Origin of the sequence: Nocardia sp. NPDC050713 (assembly GCF_040654315.1) — a bacterium.
GTDB lineage: Bacteria > Actinomycetota > Actinomycetes > Mycobacteriales > Mycobacteriaceae > Nocardia.
The window spans coordinates 214,165-234,197 of the sequence record NZ_JBFAHS010000003.1; the positions used below are offsets into that span (position 1 = coordinate 214,165).

Sequence of the window (20,033 nt, forward strand, 5' to 3'; positions counted from 1 at the left end):
GTCCGACCTGCATATATCCTCGGTAGCGTTTCCACATGTTCGTGAACCGTCCTCGTGCACCACGGAGGGTGAGCGCGCGTGCCCGATACCGAATCCGGTGCGGGATGATCGAGAGGCACCTAGACACGGATTCCGGTAGGACATGACACGCGTCGAATCGAACAACAGTGCGGGCGGCCAGCGCGCGGGCAACCAGCTGCGCCAGCAGGTCGAGGTCGTCATCGTGACCGGTCTGTCCGGCGCGGGCCGCGGTACCGCCGCGCGGGTGCTGGAGGATCTCGGCTGGTACGTCGCCGACAACCTGCCGCCCGAGCTGATCGGCAGACTCGTCGAACTCGGCGCTTCCGCCGAGCCGCCGATCCGGCGCCTCGCGCTGGTCATGGACGTGCGCAGCAGATTCTTCACCGGCGATCTCTCGGTCGTCACCGAACAGCTGCGCGCGCTCGGCGTGCGGACCAGGGTGCTCTTCCTCGAGGCCTCCGACGACGTGCTGATCCGCCGCTTCGGCTTCGCCCGCCGCCGCCACCCGCTGCAGAGCGAGAGCGCCGACGGCACGCTGTCCGCGGGCATCGCCGCCGAACGGGTGCGCCTCTCGGCCGTGAAGACGGCTGCCGACCTGGTGATCGACACCACCGAGTTGTCCATTCACCAGCTGCACCGCAAGCTGGAGGAGGCATACGGCGGCGGCGCGCCCGCCGCGCTGCAGCTGACCGTGCAGTCCTTCGGCTTCAAGTACGGGGTTCCGTTGGACGCCGACATGGTGTTGGATGTGCGTTTTCTACCCAATCCACATTGGATACCGGAACTGCGGGAACACACGGGACAGGAGACGGTGGTCAGCGAGTACGTGCTGTCGCGCCCCGGGGCGACCGACTACCTGCACACCTGCCGCCACCTCGTCGACCTGACGACCAACGGTTACCGCCAAGAGGGGAAGCGATACATGACGGTGGCAGTGGGCTGCACGGGGGGCAAGCACCGCAGCGTGGCGATCGCCGAGGCGCTGGGCGAACTCATCGGGCCGGAGTCCGACGGCTCCGCCGACGTCGTGCGGGTCGTGCACCGGGATCTGGGGCGCGAATGACCGGGTGGGAATCGAATCCCGCCATCGTCGCACTGGGTGGTGGGCACGGGCTGTACGCGACGCTGACGGCGGTGCGGCGGCTGACCAGGAAGATCTGCGCGGTGGTGACCGTCGCCGACGACGGCGGGTCCTCGGGTCGGCTGCGCGCCGAGCTGGGGGTGCTGCCGCCGGGGGATCTGCGTATGGCGCTGGCCGCTCTGGCCGCGGACCCCGAAGGCGTGTGGACGCAGACCGTTCAGCATCGTTTCGGCGGCACCGGCGCGCTGGCGGGTCATTCGGTCGGCAACCTCGTGCTCGCGGGACTGACCGAGGTGCTCGGCGATCCCGTCGCGGCGCTGGACGAGGTGGCCAAGATGTTGCGCGCCAGCGGCCGGGTGCTCCCGATGTCGCCGATCGCGCTCGACATCGAGGCCGACGTCTCCGGCTTGGAAGCGGACCCGCGGGTCAGCCGCTGCATTCGCGGCCAGGTCGCGGTCGCCACGACGCCGGGCAAGGTGCGGCGCGTCCGGCTCATTCCGTCCGATCCGCCCGCCAGTCCGGAGGCGACCTCGGCCATCGAACACGCCGACGTGGTGGTGCTCGGGCCCGGCTCGTGGTTCACCAGTGTGATTCCGCACGTCCTCGTGCCGGAACTGCGCGACGCGCTGGTCTACACCAGGGCGCGGAAGGTGCTGGTGCTCAACCTGGCCGCCGAACCGGGGGAAACGGCCGGTTTCTCCGCCGAGCGCCATCTGCATGTATTGTCCCAGCACGCACCGGAATTCGTTGTCGACGAGGTGTTGGTCGATTCCGGCTCGGTGCCGGAGGGCCGGGAACGCGAACATGTGGCCAGGGCTGCCGAACAGTTGCGGGCGCGAGTAACCTTCTCCGATGTCGCCGAAGCGGGAACGGACCGGCATCACCCCGGAAAGCTTGCCGCCGCCCTGGATCAGCTGATCCGGCAACCTCGGCCGCAAATGGCAGGGCTTCGAGTCGAGGGACGGCACATGGGCGCGGATGTGCGGTCCGGGTTGGGTGGAAAGGAGCGCGTCTCGTGGCGATGACAGCCGAAGTGAAAGACGAGCTGAGCAGGCTCACGGTGTCCCAGGTGAGTTCCCGCAAGGCGGAACTCTCCGCCCTGTTGCGTTTCGCGGGTGGCCTGCACATCGTCGGGGGCCGGGTGATCGTCGAGGCCGAGGTGGACATGGGATCCATCGCTCGACGGCTACGCCGGGAGATCTTCGAGCTGTACGGCTACGGCTCCGACGTGCACGTGCTCGGCGCGGGCGGTCTGCGCAAGACCTCCCGCTACGTCGTGCGGGTGTCCAAGGAGGGCGAGGCGCTGGCCAGGCAGACCGGCCTGCTCGACGTGCGCGGCCGCCCGGTGCGCGGACTGCCCGCCCAGGTGGTCGGCGGCAGCATCGCCGACGCCGAAGCCGCTTGGCGCGGAGCGTTTCTCGCGCACGGCTCGCTCACCGAGCCCGGTCGCTCGTCCGCGCTCGAGGTCAGCTGCCCCGGACCGGAGGCGGCGCTCGCGTTGGTCGGCGCGGCCCGCAGGCTCGGCATCACCGCCAAGGCGCGCGAGGTGCGCGGCACCGATCGCGTCGTGGTGCGCGACGGCGAGGCCATCGGCGCGCTGCTGACCAGGATGGGCGCCCAGGACACCCGGCTCACCTGGGAGGAACGCCGGATGCGCCGCGAGGTGCGCGCCACCGCCAACCGGCTGGCCAACTTCGACGACGCCAACCTGCGCCGCTCGGCGCGGGCCGCCGTCGCCGCGGCCGCCCGGGTGGAGCGCGCGCTGGAGATCCTCGGCGACGAGGTGCCCGATCACCTGGCCGCGGCGGGCAAGCTGCGCGTGGAGCACCGCCAGGCGTCGCTGGAGGAACTCGGTCAGCTCGCCGATCCGCCGATGACGAAAGACGCTGTGGCAGGCCGGATTCGGCGCCTGCTCTCGATGGCGGACCGGCGCGCCAAGGAACTCGGCGTCCCCGACACCGAATCCGCCGTAACCGCCGAGCTTCTCGACGAGGCTTGACAGCTCTGGACTCACCGCACGCCCCGCACGCCGATATCCGGCGCTCGGGGCGTGTTGTGTGTTATCAGGTAGCCGTGGGTCTTCGGGCCGGTGCGGAGTTCACGCGCCGGGATCGCGAAGCATTGCCCAGGTGGTGGGGCCGCCGTCCGGCAGGTCCACGGTCGCGGTGACGCGGAAGCCCAGCCGCTCGTAGAAGCCGACGTTGCGTTTTTCGGAGGTCTCCAAGAATGCGGGCACACCCGCGCGCTCGGCGGCCTCCAGACCGGGCCGGATCACCGCGCCGCCGAGCCCGCGGCCCTGACCGTCTGGGTCGACGCCGACGGTGCCGAGGAACCAGACCGGTTCGACCGGGCGGTGTGGCGCGAGCGCGGCCTCGGCCGCCGCGTAAGCCGCCGCGCGATCACCAGCCAGCTCGGCGAACCGCGGCGCGAGGTCGACGAAGACCAGCCCCGCGTCGGTGGCAGGGGTGGTCCAGACGGCGACAGCGGCACCCTCGTCGGCAACCCAGACCTGGCCGTGCGGCAGTCCATCCGGCCGCGCCACGCGGGATGCGCCAGCGATTTTTCGGTCGTCCCGGCCGCGGCTCGCGTCGTGCCGGACCCGCGGGCGCCATCGGCGTGCACGCGGGCGGTGTGATGGGTGAAAAACCTTGGGGCGCTTCGCTTCCGCGACACGCGGGATTCTGTCGAGGGGGATTGTCGCCGTCCGGGGCCCGCGATGGCGGCGCGAACGGCCGTTCGCGCCTGCCGCGACATGGCGTCCACCTGGGCGGGTGGGCGCCGGATCGTGACCGGTCACGGCCCTCGGACGGTCCTCACCATGCGAGGTGCGTGTCGGAGAGGTGACCGCAGGGCACTAGTGTGAATAAGGCATCGGAATGAATCCGCTTGAAAGCTGAGGAGCGATAACGTGACAGTCCGGGTAGGCATCAACGGCTTCGGTCGTATCGGACGTAATTTCTTCCGGGCGGTGGAGGCGCAGAAGGCGCTCGGCACCACCGATATCGAGATCGTCGCGGTCAACGACCTCACCGACAACGCGACCCTGGCCACGCTGCTGAAGTACGACTCGATCCTCGGCCGTCTGCCGCAGGATGTCTCGCTGGACGGCGAGGACACCATCGTGGTCGGCGACCAGCGGATCAAGGCCCTGGCCATCAAGGAAGGCCCGGCGGCCCTGCCCTGGGGCGACCTGGGCGTCGACGTGGTCGTCGAGTCCACCGGCATCTTCACCGACGCCACCAAGGCCAAGGGCCACCTGGCGGCGGGCGCCAAGAAGGTCATCATCTCCGCCCCGGCCAAGGGTGAGGACCTGACCGTGGTCATGGGTGTCAACGACAGCCAGTACGACGGCAGCCAGAACATCATCTCCAACGCGTCCTGCACCACCAACTGCCTCGGCCCGCTGGCCAAGGTGCTCAACGACGAGTTCGGCATCGAGCGTGGCCTGATGACCACGATCCACGCCTACACCCAGGACCAGAACCTGCAGGACGGCCCGCACAGCGACCTGCGCCGCGCCCGCGCCGCCGCGCTGAACATCGTGCCCACCGGCACCGGCGCCGCCAAGGCCATCGGCCTGGTGCTGCCCGAACTGCAGGGCAAGCTGGACGGCTACGCGCTGCGCGTTCCGGTCCCGACCGGCTCGGTCACCGACCTGACCGCGACCCTGAGCAAGTCGGCCACCATCGACGAGATCAACGCCGCGTACAAGGCCGCCGCCGAGGGCCCGCTGAAGGGCATCCTGAAGTACAACACCGACCCGATCGTGTCCAGCGACATCGTCACCGACCCGCACTCGTCGATCTACGACGCGCCGCTGACCAAGGTCATCGACGACCAGGTGAAGGTCGTGTCCTGGTACGACAACGAGTGGGGCTACTCCAACCGCCTCGCCGACCTCATCGGCCTCGTCGGCAAGTCCCTCTGATCGGCATGGCAGTCAAGACGCTTCAAGATCTGCTCACCGAGGGTGTCGAGGGCCGGGGCGTGCTGGTGCGCTCCGACCTGAACGTTCCCCTGGACGAGAACGGCGAGATCACCGACCCCGGCCGCATCATCGCCTCGGTGCCGACCATCGAGGCGCTGGTCCAGGCCGGCGCCAAGGTCGTCGTCACCGCGCACCTGGGCCGTCCGAAGGGCGAGCCGGACCCGAAGTTCTCGCTGGCTCCGGTCGCCGCGAAGCTGGCCGAGCTGCTCGGCCGCAACGTCCAGCTGGCCGGTGACGTGGTGGGCTACGACGCGCTCTCGCGCTCGGAGGGCCTCACCGACGGCGACGTGCTGCTGCTGGAGAACGTGCGCTTCGACGCCCGCGAGACCAGCAAGGACGACGCCGAGCGTGGCAAACTCGCCGCGGCGCTCGTCGAGCTGGTCGGCGACGACGGCGCGTTCGTCTCCGACGGCTTCGGCGTCGTGCACCGCAAGCAGGCCTCGGTCTACGACGTAGCCAAGCTGCTCCCGCACTACGCGGGCACGCTGGTCGCGGCCGAGGTGGACGTGCTGGCCAAGCTGACGGAGAACCCCGAGCGGCCGTACGCGGTCGTGCTCGGCGGCTCGAAGGTCTCCGACAAGCTCGCGGTCATCGAGGCGCTGGCTCCGAAGGTCGACACCCTGGTGATCGGCGGCGGCATGTGCTTCACCTTCCTTGCCGCACAGGGCCTTTCGGTGGGCTCCTCGCTGCTGCAGGAAGAGATGATCGACACCTGCAAGGAGCTGCTCGAGCGCTTCGGCGACGTCATCCACCTGCCGCGCGACATCGTGGTGGCGGACAAGTTCGCGGCCGACGCCGACTCCAAGATCGTGCCCGCCAACGAGATCCCCGAAAGCTGGATGGGCCTGGACGTGGGCCCGGAGTCGGTCGACCGGTTCGCGGCGCTGCTCACCGAGGCGAAGACGGTGTTCTGGAACGGCCCGATGGGCGTGTTCGAGTTCGCGAACTTCGCCGCGGGCACCCGCGGGGTCGCCGAGGCCATCGTCACGGCGACCGGCAAGGGTGCGTTCACCGTGGTCGGCGGCGGCGACTCGGCCGCGGCCGTGCGCGCGCTCGGCCTGCCCGAGGACGGTTTCTCGCACATCTCCACCGGCGGCGGCGCGTCGCTGGAGTACCTGGAGGGCAAGGAACTCCCCGGCATCAGTGTGTTGGAGGACTGATCCATGGCACGTAAACCGCTCATCGCGGGCAACTGGAAGATGAACCTCAACCACCTCGAGGCCATCGCCCTGGTGCAGAAGATCGCCTTCGCGCTGCCGGAGAAGTACTTCGCCAAGGTCGACGTGGCGGTCATCCCGCCGTTCACCGACATCCGCAGCGTGCAGACCCTCGTCGAGGGCGACAAGCTGCTGATCACCTACGGTGCGCAGGACGTCTCCGTGTACGACTCGGGCGCCTACACCGGTGAGATCAGCGGTGGCATGCTGGCCAAGCTCGGCTGCACCTTCGCGGTGGTCGGGCACTCGGAGCGGCGGCAGTACCACAACGAGGACGACGCCACCGTGCTCGCCAAGGCCAAGCAGGCGCTGAAGCACGGCATCACGCCGATCGTGTGCATCGGCGAGGGCCTGAATGTCCGTGAGGCGGGCACGCACGTCGAGTACAACCTCGAGCAGCTGCGCGGTTCGCTGAAAGGCCTGACGGCCGAGGAGATCTCGAAGGTCGTCATCGCCTACGAGCCGGTCTGGGCCATCGGCACCGGCAAGGTCGCCACCCCCGCCGACGCGCAGGAGGTGTGCGGCGCCATCCGTGCCGAGCTCGGCGAGCTGGCCTCGCCCGAGGTCGCCATGGAGGTGCGGGTGCTCTACGGCGGTTCGGTCAATGCCAAGAATGTCGGCGAGCTGGTCGCTCAGTCCGACATCGACGGTGCGCTGGTCGGCGGCGCGTCGCTGAAGGGTGACGAGTTCGCCACGCTGTCGGCGATCGCCGCGGGTGGTCCGCTGCCCTGAGTCGGTCGACGGCGTCGCGCTGACGCCGCAGGAACGGCCCGGTATCGCGCGTGCGATACCGGGCCGCTTCGTTTCCTCGGGCGTGTGTTTCGTTCTGGGCGTAACCGCGCGCCGGGCAATGGCACGGCGCCGTGTGTGATGATGGGCCGACTCCGATCACCAAGGCCGACAAGGATTTCCGTGCGCTCCACTCTTTCCCGTGCCCTGAGTTCCCTCGCGTTGGTCGCCGTCGCCGCGCTCGGCGCCGGGTGTTCCGACGATACGACCAGCACCGCGGTGTCGCCGACGACGTCCGCGGCGAGCGTCGACCCGAACACCCAGGATCCGGGCCATCGCAGGCTGAACCAGCTGGTCGGCGAATGGCGCGGGGACAAGTCGACCTACGTCGCGGGCGGCACGCCGGACAAGCCGCTCCAGACCGAGATCGTCTCCCGCTGGCAGTGGATCGCCGAGACCGGCGACAACTGATTTCGTGAGGACGTCGGGCACACCAAACCCCCGGGAGCCCAACCGGAGGATTACCGACGCGACAACTGATCTCGCACGGGCCGGGTAACTCACCGGGTACGCCCAGAACCCGAGCGGCACCCCACCGCCGGCCCGGCACGAAACTTCCGGGGCTCTCACGACCGGCCTTGAACGCGGAGAGGCGGAACAGCAGCGTCACGCCGATGATGATGACCTACAAGGGCGCCAAGGACAGCGGCGGCAGCGACACCGAGATCACCGTCCTCGGCGAGTTCACCGACCCGGGCGTGCTCGGCGAACGCTTCGTCGGCAAGACGATTCCGATGCGCACCACGATCCGGCTGGAATCGGCGGACCGGGTCGTGATGGAGCTCTACTTCACCCCGCCGGGCGAGGCGGAGATGATCGCGGACCGGGTGGTTCTCACCAGGAAGTGACTACCGGGCCGTCAGGGTCAGGCCGTGTCCGTTCGCGTTGCGCAGGGTGAGCACGTCGGCGTCGATGGTGGCCGTGGTCTGCCCGTCGAGCACGCGCAGCACCGCGGCCTCGACCTCCATCACCTCGGGCGGACACATCATCTTGGTGGTGGCCACCTGAAAGGTGACCTTCGCGGCGTCGTGGCTCGGCTCGACTGTCGCCGTGCCGGTCAGCCGGTTGCAGCCCGCGGAACCGGAGACCGCGCCGTCCTCGGCGATGACCAGCGTCGGCTTCGCGTCGATGATGGCTTGGGACTGTATCTGCGCGTCCGGCGTGATCAGCCCGTTCACCACCCACGCGGTGCCGCGCAACGGTTTGTCCGGCTGCGCGACCTTCTTGTCCAGCAGCGTGACGGTTTGCTCGTTGTTCTTCAATGTCAGCGTGTCACCGTCGAGCTGCCAGGTCGGCGCGGAGCTCAGCAGGGTGTCCACCCACTGATCCGCGTCCGCGAGGTCGCCGGGACAGCCGATCAGCGTGCTCGCCAGTTCGTCCACCCGCAGCACGTGCTCGTCCAGCGTCACCGCTCCCGAGATGGTGTTGCACCCCGCGTACGCGATCACGGTGCCGTCGGTGAATTGCAGGCTGAGCGGCCCGCCACCTGGAATCGGCGCGCCTTCCACCTCGGTCGACAGGAAGGTCCGCCCCATCGGCGTCGCCTCCGGCTCACTCGGCCCGCTCTCGTCCCCATTCCCGCACGCGGCGACACCGAACGCGAGCAGCAACACCGGAACCAAGCGCACGAGTGAGGACGGCATGCGCGCGATGCTACCGAGATCCCGTCCCGCACCGCGTCAACCGACCTCGGCCGGTCGACCCTTCGCCGGTCGTCCGCGACACGCGGTTTGCTCGGTTTCGCACGGCCGCTTCCGAAATCGACTTCGGCTTTTCCGGCGGGATGGGCACAATGCCGGGGACCGGGTGAAGTGATCGCCGAGAAGCCCGAAGTGGACGATGTGGGGAGGGTGTGGGTGCGGGTCTGGACGTTGCAGGCGCCGGAAGTCGTTGCGGCGCTGCGGGACCGGGGGCGGTATCGAGCGTCGTGGGAGCGGGTGGTCGTGAATTGGCGGCCCGCCTACCGCGCCATGGTCGGGCAGATGGAGCGCAGCGGGATCGCGTGCGGTGACGCGCCGCCGGTGTGGTGCTGGCCGGGGCGGGCGCTGCGCCGCGGGCGAGTGCGCATGACCGCGGACCTGCTGCTGGGCGACGATCAATGGGCGCACGGCGTGTGCCTGCTGCGGTTGACGGTTCCACCCTCGGCGGCGCTCGCGACGTCCTACGCCCGCTGGAACGACTACCTGGGGGAGACAATGGCCCTGCTCGCGGCGGCGGGACGATCGGACGGTCCTGCGTTCGGACCCGACGAGGCAGCGATGGATTGGCGCGGCGTCGCGGTCGACGCGTGGGACGCCACGCAGATAGTTCTGCCGGAGCTGCGCAGCGAATGGCTGGTCGGCGTCCGCCACTATCCACCGGGTGCCGACACCGCCGCGCGCATCGCCGCCGACCCGGAACTCCGTGCGCTCGCGGCGGTCGACGACGGTGCGCGACCGCGGCGAGAAGCGATCCGCCGGTGGCGAGGGCGGCGGTATATTCGACAAGCTCGATGCTCGTAGTTCGACCAGAAGATCGGAAACCGATTCGGACAGCTACGAAGGGAGAGTTGCCATGGCCGACGCCACTCAGGTATTCGCCGAGATCGATCTCGATGATGACGGCTACATTTCCGTCGACGAACTCAAGAAATATCTCGATCGCACCCGTTCGGTCAGCGATGCCGCCGGCTCCAGGTACTTCGGGTTGCTCGACAAGGACAAGGACGACCAGATCAGCTTCGAGGAATTCGAGAAGTCCTACCTGGCCGGACGTTAGTTTCGCGGCGCGTCGCCAGCCGTCGCGGGAAGCATCACTGCTTCTGCCGCTGTCGATCGCGCACAAGCTCGCGGCCCCGCAGCCCCGGAACCCGCATGGTCCGGGGCTGCGCTGTGCCGTAGGAGGGCTGCGCACGCGGCGATATGCTCTTCGGAGTGACCACCGCCGACGCGACGACCCCGCTTTCCACGTGGGCGCCGCTGCGGTCGCCGATCTATCGAGCGCTGTGGATCGCGCAGTTGGTGTCCAATCTCGGCACCTGGATGCAGACCGTCGGCGCGCAGTGGATCCTGGTCGACGAGCCGAACGCGGCGACGCTGGTGTCGTTCGTCCAAACCGCGATCACGCTGCCGGTCATGCTGCTGTCCATACCCTCCGGCGTGCTCGCCGACCTGGTCGACCGCCGCCGTCTGCTGCTGGGCGCCCAGTCCACGATGGCGTTGCTGGCCACGCTGCTGGCGGTCTCCACCGCGACCGGCCACACTACGCCCGCGGTGCTGCTCACCCTGCTGTTCCTGCTCGGCTGCGGACAGGCGCTCACCGCGCCAGCGTGGCAGGCGATCCAGCCGGAACTCGTACCGCGCGAACAGATTCCCTCCGTCGCGGCACTGGGCAGCATGAACATCAACATCGGCCGCGCGGTGGGACCCGCGGTCGCGGGCGTGCTGGTCTCGCTGTCCGGGCCGACGCTGGTGTTCGCGCTCAACGCGGTGTCCTTCGCCGGGATCGTCGCGGTGCTGACCGTGTGGCGCAGGCCGGTCACCGACCGGAAGCTGCCCACCGAGCGACCGCTGGCGGCTCTCCAGGCGGGCACCAGGTTCATCCGCGCCGCGCCCGCGATCCGGCGGGTGCTGCTGCGCTCGATCCTGTTCATCGCCCCTGCCAGCGCGCTGTGGGCGCTGCTTCCGGTGATCGCGCGCGACTCGCTGGGCCTGTCCTCCTCCGGCTACGGCCTGATGCTCGGCGCGCTCGGCGTCGGCGCCGTGCTCGGCGCTTTCGGTCTGTCGCGGATCCGCGCGCTGCTGACACCCACGCAGCGGCTGACCGCGGCCGCCGTGCTGTTCGGCATCGCGTCGGCGGGCGCGGCCCTGCTGCACCACGTGGCGGTGGTACTGGTGCTGCTGGTCGGCGCGGGTCTGGCCTGGCTGCTGGCCATGTCGACGATGAACTCCACCATGCAGCTGCTGCTGCCCGCCTGGGTCCGCGCCCGCGGCCTCTCGGTCTACATGCTGGTCTTCATGGGCGGGCAAGCCATCGGTTCGCTGCTCTGGGGGCTGGTCGCCGGTGCGCTCGCCCCCGTCACCGCGCTGCTCATCGCCGCGGCGCTACTGGCCGCCAGCGCGGTGAGCAGCGTGTGGCTGCCGATCCGGCACAACGCCGAGGAACTCGATCTCACCCCGTCGGCGTTCTGGCCGGAGCCGCAGCTGGTGGTGGAACCGGAGCCGGACGACGGACCCGTGCTGGTGCTGCGCGGCTACGACGTGCCGGAGGAGAAGGTCGAGGAATTCCTCGGCGCGATGGCGTTCGTCGGCCGCTCACGCCAGCGCACGGGCGCGATGGAATGGCGGCTGTATCGCGACGTCGGCGTGGTCGATCGGTACGTCGAGGCGTTCGTGGTGCGTTCCTGGGCCGAGCACATGCAGCAGCATCAGGTGCGGCTCACCGCCCAAGATCGGATTCGCGAGCACGCGGTGGCGGAGTTCGACGCGGGCGAGGAACAGATCACCCACCTGGTCGCGATGGACCGTCCGTAACGAAGCCCGGCATCGAGGCCGAGCCGATCGCCGTCGAGCCCCATTAGGCGGGGGATCCGCGCACCCCATAGGATGGTCGCCATGCGGATGTTCCTGGATATCCTCCTGATCATCACCAGCCTGCTGCTGGTGCTGCTGGTGCTGCTGCACCGCGCCAAGGGTGGAGGCCTGTCCAGCCTGTTCGGCGGCGGCGTGCAATCGAGCCTGTCCGGCTCCACCGTCGTCGAGAAGAACCTCGACCGCGTCACGATCTTCACCGGCCTCATCTGGGTCATCGCCATCCTCGGCATCGGCCTGGAGATCAAGTTCGCCTGAGCGGGCAACGGTTCGGTCACCGGGCCTGCCGCGAACGTCGGCGCGCGATCACCTGACCCAGCCGAGTCTCAGCGCGCAACTGCGGAAGCTGGAGAGATCCCTCGGCGTGCAACTGGTGAAGCCGACACCGGCCGGACGCACCGGCCCGCACCTAGCCGCGCTGAGCGACGGGACACTCGACGTCGGCCTGGTGTACGGCCACTCGCACACCGCCGCGTTCCGCTATCGCCCACTGCTGCAACGCATCCGCTGGTGACCGCGCCCATCGCCGTCTTGGCCGCGACCCAGTACTTCACGACGAGCAACACGCCGTTCCCGCGGAAGTGACCTCGGCACTGCGGCGCGTCGTGGCGCGCCGCTCACCGCGCGTCACGACCAGCGCCGGGGCGATGGCCAGGCCGAGCACGGCCGTGAGCGACGGGAGTAGCGCGCACCGCGCCGCAGCGGCCTGTCCTGCGGCTCGACCGGGACGGATATCCAGGCGCAGCGCGAGCAGGATCGCCGCGAGCGCGGCCGCGCCGAGCCTACTGCCCTGCCAGGGACAGCACTGGCCGCGCCGCGAGCATTGCGCCTCGACCATGCCCGGCCGCAGCGGCGGGGAGACAACGGTCAGTCGTTGCGCGGCACCCGTCCGTCGATGTCGGTGAAGCCGTACTGGTCGGCGAGATCGGCCACCCGCCAGGCAAGTCCGGTGCGTGCGCGCCGCCGCGGATCGGCGGCCAGCGCGACGACGGCGCGGCCGGGGAAGCGCGGCGTCTCCGCCGCGCCGAGGTCGAAGGTGCCCTCGCCGGGCAGGGTGACCAGGCGGCGTCCCTCGGCATCCGCGGGTACCAGCTGCAGAAGTTCGGTGTTTACGATCCCCGGCCACAGCGAGACCACGGTGACCCCGGTGTCGGCGAGATCGTGGGCCATGTCGGCGGTGAGCCGGTCCAGTGCGGTCTTGGCCACGCCGTAGACCGCGTTGTGCATATAACGCCGGGACCCCGGTGACGAGACGTTGACGACGAGCCCGCTCGACCCGATCAGCAGCGGCGCGGCGTAGAAGCTTGCGGCGTAATGGGATCGGACTCCCACGTCGAAGGTCTCGTCCCAGGCGCTCGGCGGCACCTCCCAGAACGGCTTGCCGAGCCAGCGGGCGGCGGCGGGGGAGTTGTAGACGTTGTTCACCAGCACGTCGAGGCGGCCGTGTTCGGCGCGCACCCGTTCGAACAGGCGCTGCACGGCGTCGTCGTCGCGGTGATCGCAGACGAAGGGGACGCCGTGCCCGCCGAACGCGTCGATCTCGGCCGCGGTGTCGTGCACGGTGCCGGGTAGTCGGCCCGCCGTCGCCGATCGCCCGGTGATGTACACCGTCGCGCCCGCCGCGCCCAGTTCCAGCGCGATGCCCTTGCCGATGCCCCGGCTCGCACCGGTGACGACCGCGACCCGGCCGTGCAGTTCTCGTGGTATTCCGCTCACGACTCTCGGACATTACCGTTACTCGTAGAACGCGTTCTAGATTTGGAGGCGAGAGTGGAGCTGACGCATCGGTTCGTGACCACCAACGGCATCCGGATGCACGTTGCCGAACAGGGCAGCGGCGATCCCGTGGTGTTCTGTCACGGTTTCCCGCACACCTGGTTCGTCTGGCATCGGCAGCTCGCCGCGGTCGCCGCCGCCGGGTACCACGCCATCGCCCCTGACCTGCGCGGATACGGCCGGACCGAGGCTTCCGAGGATCCGGCGGAGTACACGAATCGCGCCGTCATCGGCGATCTGCTCGGCCTGCTGGACGACATCGGCGCCGAGCGCGCGGTGTTCGTCGGGCTGGATTTCGGCGCCGCGCTGGTATGGGAACTGGCGTTGCGCGCACCCGAGCGCGTGGCGGGCGTGATCGTGCTGAACAACCCCTACGCGCCGCGCCCGCCGCGAGCGCCCTCCGAGCTCTGGGCCAAGGCGGCCGCGCGCCACTTCCTGCACCTGGACTACTTCCAGCGGCCCGGTGTCGCCGACGCCGAACTGGCGGCTCGCCCGCGCGAATTCCTCGCCCGCGTCTACTACTCGCTCAGCGCCGACTACCACTACCTCGACACCTGGCGTTTCCCCGCCGAGGGCACCGGCTACCTCGACGTGCTTCCCGAAGCTCCGGCGCTGCCGTGGCGCTGGCTGTCCGAAGACGAGTTCGCCACGCTCGCGGCCGATTTCGAGCGCACGGGTTTCACCGGCGGCCTCAATTGGTACCGCAACCTGGACCGGAACTGGGCGCTCACGGCCGACTACGCGGACGCTCGGGTGAGCGTGCCCGCCTACTTCCTCTACGGTGAGCGCGATCCGGATATGGAGGGCTTCAGCGGGCGCGATCCGCTGGGGACCTTGCGCGCGTACGTGCCGGACCTGCGCGCGGTGACCAAGATTCCCGACGCCGGGCACCTCGTCCAGCTCGAGCATGGCGACGAAGTGAACGCGCTGATCACCGCGCACCTGGCCGACCTGGCGTCGACCGCCGCCGACGTCCCGGCCTGACACCCGACGTCATCACGGCAGTCTCGGGACGCGACTCGCGACGACCCGAGTGCGGACGGCGGCGAGCACTGTGATCACCAGGACCGTCATGAGTTCCAAGAGGTTCCAGGCGAGCGGGTCGGCGGTGGGTTCGACGGGTTGCGGATCCGCCGCTTTCGGCGGTCGTGCGGGGAGGGGCGGCGGACCGGGCTCCGGTGTGAAAGCCTGCGCCGGAATGGGTTCTGGCGCGGGTTGGGGTGCCGGAACGGGCAGCGGCGGCTCGAGTCGCAGCGGAATGCCGGGCGCGGGCGGCGTCATCGGGAGCAGCAGGAGGCAGGTGAGCAGCGCGCTGCCGCCGAGTGCCGACCCCGCGGCGCTACCGAGGGCCGAACCGCTGGAACCCGGTCCGACGAGGCCGCTGCCCGTGGCGCTGCCGAGCGCCGAGCCGGAGCCGAGGAGACCCGGGCCCACCAGACCGCTGCCGAGCGCCGACCCGCTCGAGCCAGGACCCAGCGGACCACTGCCTGTCGCGCTCCCCAGCGCCGAGCCGAGCGCGAGTGCCGCGCTGCCGGTACAGGCCGTGCGGACGCTCCCGGCGTCGAGGCCGAGGGTTTCGGCGGGAGTGGCGGCTGGTTCGAGAGCCAGGTCGGTATCCGTGACGGGAATCGGCTCCGGCTCGTAGCCCAGGGAGCCTGCGACTGTCGCAGGCTCGCGCATCGGCGAGCCATTCGACGGCACGAGAGCCAAAGGAAGTGCGGCGAACGCACTTCCGGTATCGATCGCTGTCAGATCCGTGATGGCGCTACCGGAGTCGGGATGTTCGCCGACGAGAAGCGCCCCGCCCGCACTGCCGGTGGCGATGCCGGGTGGCGTTAGCGGCTCGGCGAATGCCGGGATCGGTTGCGTCAACAGGGCTGCCGCCACCGGCAGAGCGACGAATCCGGCTCTCGCGCAACGACTCTTCGAGCCGGGATCGTTCCCTCGCGCACCGGCGCGGCCGGGCTTACCGGTGCGGAACATCGCCTGCGCCGATCGCCGTGGCCGGTGCGGACTTCGCCGATCGGTCACCGATCTGCTCGAAGCGAGACTGCGCGTATTCGTAGGCGTCCCTCGGGACGACGTTGCCGCCGGAGAAGGGTCGGTCCAGATTGTGGATGGCGAGCACGGCGGCGCCGACCACCACGCCGAGCAGCGCGGTCATCGCGACGCTGCGTTTGGTCACCCGCAGGCCGGACAGCACCGGGCTGAGCAGCAGGAGAACCGTGCCGAAGAACAGTGCGAGATAAAGGAATCGGGGGACGCCACGGTCGGCGTCGACGGCTCGATCGTGCCGGGCCTGGGCGACCTGGTCGAGTCCGGCGAGCGCTTCGGCGCGCGTATCGTTCGTCGCGGTGTCACTCGAGGACACCGCGGTGACGCTGGCGCGCAGCGTGTCGAAAGTGTCCTGGGTGACCGGGCTCAGCTTGCGTTCGGCGTCCATCACCGCCCACTCGCCGCCGACGACCTGCTCGGTGTACGCGCGAACCAGACCCTGGACGCGCTGCCGGTCGGTGTCGGGCAGCCCCTCCGCGGCAAGGTAGGTGTCCACCAGCGCTTTCGATTCCGCGACGGTGTGGTTGTGCGCGTTCTGATATTGCTGCCAGCAGATCACCACGACGAACGCGACGACCGCGGTGAAGAAGGTCTTGATGAGGTCGAGCACGAGGGTTCCGGACGCCTCGTCGCTGGTCTGCCGCCAGGACTCCGGGCGAAGCCGGTCACCCACCACGAACACCGTCAGCGCCAAGACCGCCGCGGCAACCGGAAAGATGAATTCCAAAGCCATATCGAGCACCGCCTTCCGCACAACTGGGCCGCCGGGGTGACACCCCGGCGGGTGGCGTGATCGCGGACAGCAGCGATCATCAGTGATTCGGGGCGGCGCAACGGGCGGATGAGATCCCTTGGCGTGTCGCGCATTCGGTGAGTCGCGGTGCGGCGGCCGGGATTTCGGATGTCGTCGGCCCCTGCCGTCCAGGCCGAGCGGTCGGTACTGTGGCCTCATGAGAATTGGGGGAATCGATTGGCGGCGTGGGGCGCCGAGGTGGTGGGTCGGCTGGACGCTGGGCACCGCGGTACTCGCGGCGGCATGCTCACTCGGTCTGATCGTTCAGGAGGTGACCCAGGACGACAGCGACGACCGCACGATACTTCTACTGTTGGGGCTGCTCACGGCCGGAGTGTTGTGGCTGGTCTGCGGCGTGATCGGTTTGATCGCCTACGACAACGCACGATTGAGTGCGGTCGCGCCGCTGGTCGTCGTCGTCGCGGTCGCGCTGTTCACGTGGGAGCTACCGGAACGCCTCGGGTGGTGGCTGTCGAAGGGCAGCCTCGACCGGGCGGCCGTCGACTGTGTCCCCTCCGAAACGAGCACGCGCTATGGCGCCTACACGATCTTCGAGGTCGAGCCGTACGAGGGCGGGTGTCTGTTCAGCACGGGGCGTGGTTTGTATACGAGGGAGGGCTTCGCCTACATGCCGAACGGAGCGCCGCAGCCGAAACACCGATACGACTATCACTTCGACCCGTACGACGGTCCTTGGTACCGCTACTGAATCGGTGCGGACCGTCCTCGGCCCTTCCGGAGCGGCGGGTCGTTCAGCGGTATTCCGCCGCGAGCTCCGGGTAGTCGGCCCAGTTCGGAAGCGGCTGGAACTCCAGGTAGGCGGTGAGCCGGTCCAACAGGTACTGCCAGCGCGGACCGACGGAGCTCGCTTCAGGATGGCAGAGGTGGCGGCGGACGAGTTCCAGATTGGTGACGACGCCGACCTGGGTCAGGCGCAGCTCGACGATGCAGCCGTCGACGTGCACGACCAGTTCGTGCGGCGCGACGCAGTGCTCGACACGGACCGCGATCGGACCCGCGACCGGACCGTCCACCGGCTCGATCGTGTAGTTGCCGCTGCCGCCCGTCACCGCGCCCAGCCAGCGTTCGAGTTGGCTCCGTGACGTGCACGCCGACCAGACGTCCAGCACCGGCTGACGGTAGGACCGCAGGTAGTGCAGCAGCACGCGAGCGTCGCCCTCGGTCGCGTCGTGCTCGGGTCGCACCTCGCCCAGGATGGACATCGTGGTCATCGTCCTGCCCTTTCGCCGCTGGTCACCATTGCCTGTCCAGGGTATTTCCCGCCGCCGCCCATCGAACCGCGAACACGCGGATCCGCGCCGACGCGTACCTCCGCTTCACTCCGACGGACTTCGTCCGCCAGCGCCGGTCAGGAGAGCAACTCCGCCGCGGCCTTCTCGATACCGGTCTCGTCCAACAGCACGGTGTCCGCCGCGGGCCCGAGCGGGACGAAGCTGTCCGTGCTGGTCACCCGCGCGACGCGACCGGCGAAACCGGCATCGATCAGCGCGGTGCACACCGATTCGGAAACGCCGCCGCTGTGGCGGGTTTCGTCGGCGACGAGGACACGGCCGGTGGCACGAGCGTGCGCGAGCAGATCGGCGACCGGCAGCGGATTGAGCCAACGCAGGTCGAGCACGCGGGCGCGGACACCGCGCGCCGCGAGCCGGTCCGCCACCCGCAGGCTCATCGGGACGCCGTTGCCGAAGCTCACGATCGTGAGGTCGCCGCCGTCGCCGTAGACGCGGGCGCGGCCGATTTCCACGTGCGGCCCGGCGGCGGGGGCCAACCACGCGCCGTCGCCGGGATGCAGGTCCTTGGTGTGGTACAGGGCGATGGGTTCGAGGTAGACGCATACCCGTCCGTCCACCCGCGCCGCCGAGACGCAGGTGCGCAGCAGCGCCGCCGCGTCGTCGGCGCGGGACGGCACCGCGATCACCAGCCCGGGGATGTCACGAAGCGCCGCAACGGAATTGTCGTTGTGGAAGTGCCCGCCGAAGCCCTTCTGGTAGGCCAGCCCCGCGATCCGCACCACCATCGGATTGCGGTAGCGGCCGTGCGAGAAGAACTGGAGGGTGGCCGCCTCGCCGCGCAACTGGTCGGCGGCGTTGTGCAGGTAGGCGAGGTACTGGATCTCCGGAATCGGGACGAAACCGGCGAGCCCCGCGCCGAGTGCGGTGCCGAGCACGCTCTGTTCATCGAGCAGCGTGTCGAAGACGCGGCGCGCGCCGAAACGCTTCTGCAAACCCTTGGTGACGCCGTACACGCCGCCTTTGCGGCCGACGTCCTCGCCGAAGACCAGCACGTCGGGGTCGCGCGCGAGCAGGTCCGCCAGGGTGTGGTTGATCGCCTGCGCGACGGTCGTCCCGGGGTCGCTCGCGGGCGCGGTGGTGCGGGTCGTGCGACGGTCCGGACCCGTGAGGCGCGCGCCGTACCGGGATGCCGTGCCGCGTGCCTCGGACCGCGAATCCGCCTGCTCGTGCGGCGCCGTCCGCCCAGGGGGCGCGCCGACCGCATCGGAAGCATGCCCCGGCCCCTCAGAGGGCGGCGCGTCGCGCAGCACGTCGGCCCGCACCGCCTCGGGACGAGCGGGCGCCAAGGGCGCGGTGACGGCCGCCGTGGACGTCAATTTCGGTTCCCGCCAGACCAATTCGGCCATGGCGGTCACCCGGTGCCCGATCTCGTCGTAGAACGCGACCACCTCGTCGGGCTTGGACAGGCCCCGTTCGACGAGCAGCCGGGCCGTCGCGACGACCGGGTCGCGCACCAGATCGGCCGCGATGTCGGCGGGACGGCGGTACGCGGCCTCCATGTCCGAACCGGCATGACCGAGCAACCGCACCGTGCGCAGCCGCAGGAACGCGGGCTTGCGCTGCTCGCGCACCCAGCGGACGGCGCGTTCGGACACGGTGAGCGCGTCGATCGGATCGCAGCCGTCGGCGTCGAAATAGGCCAGCCCCGGCCGTGTTCCGTACGCGTTCTCGATCCAGTCCGGAGGGGTCGGCACGCTGATGCCGATGCCGTTGTCCTCGCAGACGAACAGGATCGGCACCGGAATCCCTTGGTGCGCGGTGTGAATCGCGGCATTGACGGCACCCGCCGCCGTCGAGTGGTTGGCCGAGGCATCGCCGAAAGTGCACAGCACCACCGAGTCTCGCGGCCATTCCGACGGGATGCGGAGCCGCCCCGCCCGTTCGATCGCGAAGGCCAGCCCGACCGCTCGCGGCAGGTGCGAGGCGATGGTGGAGGTCTGCGGTATCACGTGCGCCGATTTGCTGCCGAAGACCTTGTGCCTGCCGCCGGAGATGGGGTCGACCGCCGCGGCGACCACGCCGAGCAGCACGTCGCGAATCGGATCCAGCCCCGGCACCCGGCGCGCGCGGTGCACGAAGAACGCGCCCGACCGATAGTGCAGCAGCGCCGGGTCGGTGGCCCGCGTCGCGACCGAGAGCGCCGCGTTGCCTTCGTGACCGGACGAGCCGATGCTGTAGTAGCCGCGCTTGGCCACGCCGAGCGCGCGCGCCGCCAGATCGAGATGCCTGCTGGTGGCCTGCGCGTCGAAGACCTCCCACAGCGTGTCAGGGGAGAGGCCGGGGCCGAGGTTGTCGTCGCGAATATGTCGCGGCGCCAGCGTGCCGATCTCGGCGCGGAACCGCTCGTCCAGTGCCCGCGCCGGATCCGCGCCGGATACCGGCGCCGCCCCGCTCATCGCTGCCCCGCGCGCGGCGAGCACGGCGGATCGGCG

The 20,033-nt window shown here is 69.8% G+C and carries 22 protein-coding genes and 1 pseudogene; 15 read left to right on the top strand and 8 right to left on the bottom strand.

Going from position 1 to position 20,033, the window contains the following annotated elements; genetic code table 11:
• Window positions 1-142: 142 nt before the first annotated feature.
• The 3 genes from rapZ to whiA are packed head-to-tail and all read left to right on the top strand — an operon-like array spanning window position 143 to window position 3,101.
• Window positions 143-1,084 (top strand): RNase adapter RapZ, encoded by a 942-nt coding sequence (gene rapZ / locus AB0H49_RS07455; protein ID WP_246124077.1) that lies wholly within the window; start codon window positions 143-145, stop codon window positions 1,082-1,084.
• A complete protein-coding gene (gene yvcK, locus AB0H49_RS07460) occupies window positions 1,081-2,127 on the top strand; it encodes a uridine diphosphate-N-acetylglucosamine-binding protein YvcK (protein ID WP_355002249.1) in 1,047 nt (348 codons plus the stop codon). Before rapZ ends, yvcK begins: the two co-directional genes overlap by 4 nt.
• Window positions 2,124-3,101 (top strand): DNA-binding protein WhiA, encoded by a 978-nt coding sequence (whiA, locus tag AB0H49_RS07465; protein ID WP_355002653.1) that lies wholly within the window; start codon window positions 2,124-2,126, stop codon window positions 3,099-3,101. The genes yvcK and whiA overlap by 4 nt, the downstream gene beginning before the upstream one ends.
• 99 nt (window positions 3,102-3,200) lie before the next feature.
• Here the strand turns inward: whiA and AB0H49_RS07470 are convergent, their stop codons facing one another.
• The gene (locus tag AB0H49_RS07470) at window positions 3,201-3,644 is read right to left on the bottom strand and encodes a GNAT family N-acetyltransferase (RefSeq protein WP_357248381.1); all 444 of its coding nucleotides are present in this window, start codon (window positions 3,642-3,644) and stop codon (window positions 3,201-3,203) included.
• Window positions 3,645-4,010: 366 nt separating this feature from the next.
• Here AB0H49_RS07470 and gap point away from each other — a divergent pair, with 366 nt between their 5' ends.
• The 5 genes from gap (at window position 4,011) to AB0H49_RS07495 (ending at window position 7,944) form a co-directional block, all read left to right on the top strand.
• Window positions 4,011-5,030 (top strand): type I glyceraldehyde-3-phosphate dehydrogenase, encoded by a 1,020-nt coding sequence (gene gap, locus AB0H49_RS07475; protein WP_163815989.1) that lies wholly within the window; start codon window positions 4,011-4,013, stop codon window positions 5,028-5,030.
• A 5-nt stretch (window positions 5,031-5,035) separates the two neighbouring features.
• Window positions 5,036-6,250 carry a phosphoglycerate kinase gene (locus tag AB0H49_RS07480; protein WP_357248384.1) on the top strand — a complete coding sequence of 405 codons (1,215 nt, stop codon included), beginning with the start codon at window positions 5,036-5,038 and terminating at the stop codon, window positions 6,248-6,250.
• Between the two features lie 3 nt (window positions 6,251-6,253).
• Entirely contained in the window at window positions 6,254-7,039 is a 786-nt protein-coding gene (tpiA, locus tag AB0H49_RS07485) for a triose-phosphate isomerase (RefSeq protein WP_357248387.1), read from the top strand.
• A 180-nt stretch (window positions 7,040-7,219) separates the two neighbouring features.
• Complete coding sequence (locus AB0H49_RS07490; protein WP_357248390.1) at window positions 7,220-7,507, top strand: hypothetical protein; 288 nt, start codon at window positions 7,220-7,222, stop codon at window positions 7,505-7,507.
• A gap of 203 nt (window positions 7,508-7,710) precedes the next feature.
• Window positions 7,711-7,944 (top strand): hypothetical protein, encoded by a 234-nt coding sequence (locus AB0H49_RS07495; protein ID WP_357248393.1) that lies wholly within the window; start codon window positions 7,711-7,713, stop codon window positions 7,942-7,944.
• Here the strand turns inward: AB0H49_RS07495 and AB0H49_RS07500 are convergent, their stop codons facing one another.
• Window positions 7,945-8,739 carry an META domain-containing protein gene (locus AB0H49_RS07500; RefSeq protein WP_357248396.1) on the bottom strand — a complete coding sequence of 265 codons (795 nt, stop codon included), beginning with the start codon at window positions 8,737-8,739 and terminating at the stop codon, window positions 7,945-7,947. It abuts the gene before it with no gap.
• A 189-nt stretch (window positions 8,740-8,928) separates the two neighbouring features.
• Here AB0H49_RS07500 and AB0H49_RS07505 point away from each other — a divergent pair, with 189 nt between their 5' ends.
• The 5 genes and pseudogenes from AB0H49_RS07505 to AB0H49_RS07525 form a co-directional block, all read left to right on the top strand.
• Window positions 8,929-9,597: a hypothetical protein gene (locus tag AB0H49_RS07505; protein WP_357248399.1), complete on the top strand. Its 669-nt coding sequence runs from the start codon at window positions 8,929-8,931 to the stop codon at window positions 9,595-9,597.
• A gap of 52 nt (window positions 9,598-9,649) precedes the next feature.
• Complete coding sequence (locus AB0H49_RS07510; RefSeq protein ID WP_355002257.1) at window positions 9,650-9,853, top strand: EF-hand domain-containing protein; 204 nt, start codon at window positions 9,650-9,652, stop codon at window positions 9,851-9,853.
• A 143-nt stretch (window positions 9,854-9,996) separates the two neighbouring features.
• Complete coding sequence (locus tag AB0H49_RS07515) at window positions 9,997-11,607, top strand: MFS transporter (protein WP_355002258.1); 1,611 nt, start codon at window positions 9,997-9,999, stop codon at window positions 11,605-11,607.
• Between the two features lie 81 nt (window positions 11,608-11,688).
• On the top strand, window positions 11,689-11,922 hold the full coding sequence (gene secG, locus AB0H49_RS07520) for a preprotein translocase subunit SecG (protein ID WP_355002259.1): 234 nt from the start codon (window positions 11,689-11,691) through the stop codon (window positions 11,920-11,922).
• Window positions 11,923-11,944: 22 nt separating this feature from the next.
• Window positions 11,945-12,160: pseudogene (locus AB0H49_RS07525) on the top strand (LysR family transcriptional regulator); the annotation flags it as partial.
• Between the two features lie 54 nt (window positions 12,161-12,214).
• On the opposite strand, the gene AB0H49_RS07530 reads toward AB0H49_RS07525, so the two are convergent.
• Together AB0H49_RS07530 and AB0H49_RS07535 are read right to left on the bottom strand one after the other, a co-directional pair.
• Window positions 12,215-12,502 (bottom strand): hypothetical protein, encoded by a 288-nt coding sequence (locus AB0H49_RS07530; RefSeq protein WP_357248404.1) that lies wholly within the window; start codon window positions 12,500-12,502, stop codon window positions 12,215-12,217.
• Window positions 12,503-12,531: 29 nt separating this feature from the next.
• On the bottom strand, window positions 12,532-13,380 hold the full coding sequence (locus AB0H49_RS07535; protein ID WP_357248407.1) for an SDR family NAD(P)-dependent oxidoreductase: 849 nt from the start codon (window positions 13,378-13,380) through the stop codon (window positions 12,532-12,534).
• Between the two features lie 54 nt (window positions 13,381-13,434).
• On the opposite strand from AB0H49_RS07535, the gene AB0H49_RS07540 reads away from it, so the two are divergent.
• Entirely contained in the window at window positions 13,435-14,424 is a 990-nt protein-coding gene (locus AB0H49_RS07540; protein WP_357248410.1) for an alpha/beta hydrolase, read from the top strand.
• A 12-nt stretch (window positions 14,425-14,436) separates the two neighbouring features.
• Here the strand turns inward: AB0H49_RS07540 and AB0H49_RS07545 are convergent, their stop codons facing one another.
• The gene (locus AB0H49_RS07545) at window positions 14,437-15,312 is read right to left on the bottom strand and encodes a hypothetical protein (RefSeq protein WP_357248413.1); all 876 of its coding nucleotides are present in this window, start codon (window positions 15,310-15,312) and stop codon (window positions 14,437-14,439) included.
• 94 nt (window positions 15,313-15,406) lie between these two features.
• Window positions 15,407-16,228: a DUF4239 domain-containing protein gene (locus AB0H49_RS07550; protein WP_357248416.1), complete on the bottom strand. Its 822-nt coding sequence runs from the start codon at window positions 16,226-16,228 to the stop codon at window positions 15,407-15,409.
• Between the two features lie 217 nt (window positions 16,229-16,445).
• Here AB0H49_RS07550 and AB0H49_RS07555 point away from each other — a divergent pair, with 217 nt between their 5' ends.
• Entirely contained in the window at window positions 16,446-16,997 is a 552-nt protein-coding gene (locus AB0H49_RS07555; RefSeq protein ID WP_357248419.1) for a hypothetical protein, read from the top strand.
• Between the two features lie 43 nt (window positions 16,998-17,040).
• Here AB0H49_RS07555 and AB0H49_RS07560 read toward each other — a convergent pair whose 3' ends face one another.
• The gene (locus tag AB0H49_RS07560) at window positions 17,041-17,520 is read right to left on the bottom strand and encodes an SRPBCC domain-containing protein (protein ID WP_357248422.1); all 480 of its coding nucleotides are present in this window, start codon (window positions 17,518-17,520) and stop codon (window positions 17,041-17,043) included.
• Window positions 17,521-17,657: 137 nt separating this feature from the next.
• A complete protein-coding gene (locus AB0H49_RS07565) occupies window positions 17,658-19,997 on the bottom strand; it encodes a thiamine pyrophosphate-dependent enzyme (protein WP_357248425.1) in 2,340 nt (779 codons plus the stop codon).
• Between the last annotated feature and the right edge of the window lie 36 nt (window positions 19,998-20,033).

Excerpts from the sequence above, each read along its gene's own strand:
- AB0H49_RS07515 (WP_355002258.1), top strand. The coding sequence starts at position 9,997 with ATGCTCTTCGGAGTGACCACCGCCGACGCGACGACCCCGCTTTCCACG.
- AB0H49_RS07480 (WP_357248384.1), top strand. The coding sequence starts at position 5,036 with ATGGCAGTCAAGACGCTTCAAGATCTGCTCACCGAGGGTGTCGAGGGC.
- rapZ (WP_246124077.1), top strand. The coding sequence starts at position 143 with ATGACACGCGTCGAATCGAACAACAGTGCGGGCGGCCAGCGCGCGGGC.
- AB0H49_RS07530 (WP_357248404.1), bottom strand. The coding sequence starts at position 12,502 with ATGGTCGAGGCGCAATGCTCGCGGCGCGGCCAGTGCTGTCCCTGGCAG.
- AB0H49_RS07495 (WP_357248393.1), top strand. The coding sequence starts at position 7,711 with ATGATGATGACCTACAAGGGCGCCAAGGACAGCGGCGGCAGCGACACC.
- AB0H49_RS07560 (WP_357248422.1), bottom strand. The coding sequence starts at position 17,520 with ATGACCACGATGTCCATCCTGGGCGAGGTGCGACCCGAGCACGACGCG.
- yvcK (WP_355002249.1), top strand. The coding sequence starts at position 1,081 with ATGACCGGGTGGGAATCGAATCCCGCCATCGTCGCACTGGGTGGTGGG.
- whiA (WP_355002653.1), top strand. The coding sequence starts at position 2,124 with ATGACAGCCGAAGTGAAAGACGAGCTGAGCAGGCTCACGGTGTCCCAG.
- AB0H49_RS07510 (WP_355002257.1), top strand. The coding sequence starts at position 9,650 with ATGGCCGACGCCACTCAGGTATTCGCCGAGATCGATCTCGATGATGAC.
- AB0H49_RS07500 (WP_357248396.1), bottom strand. The coding sequence starts at position 8,739 with ATGCCGTCCTCACTCGTGCGCTTGGTTCCGGTGTTGCTGCTCGCGTTC.
- AB0H49_RS07550 (WP_357248416.1), bottom strand. The coding sequence starts at position 16,228 with ATGGCTTTGGAATTCATCTTTCCGGTTGCCGCGGCGGTCTTGGCGCTG.
- AB0H49_RS07565 (WP_357248425.1), bottom strand. The coding sequence starts at position 19,997 with ATGAGCGGGGCGGCGCCGGTATCCGGCGCGGATCCGGCGCGGGCACTG.
- secG (WP_355002259.1), top strand. The coding sequence starts at position 11,689 with ATGCGGATGTTCCTGGATATCCTCCTGATCATCACCAGCCTGCTGCTG.
- tpiA (WP_357248387.1), top strand. The coding sequence starts at position 6,254 with ATGGCACGTAAACCGCTCATCGCGGGCAACTGGAAGATGAACCTCAAC.
- AB0H49_RS07555 (WP_357248419.1), top strand. The coding sequence starts at position 16,446 with ATGAGAATTGGGGGAATCGATTGGCGGCGTGGGGCGCCGAGGTGGTGG.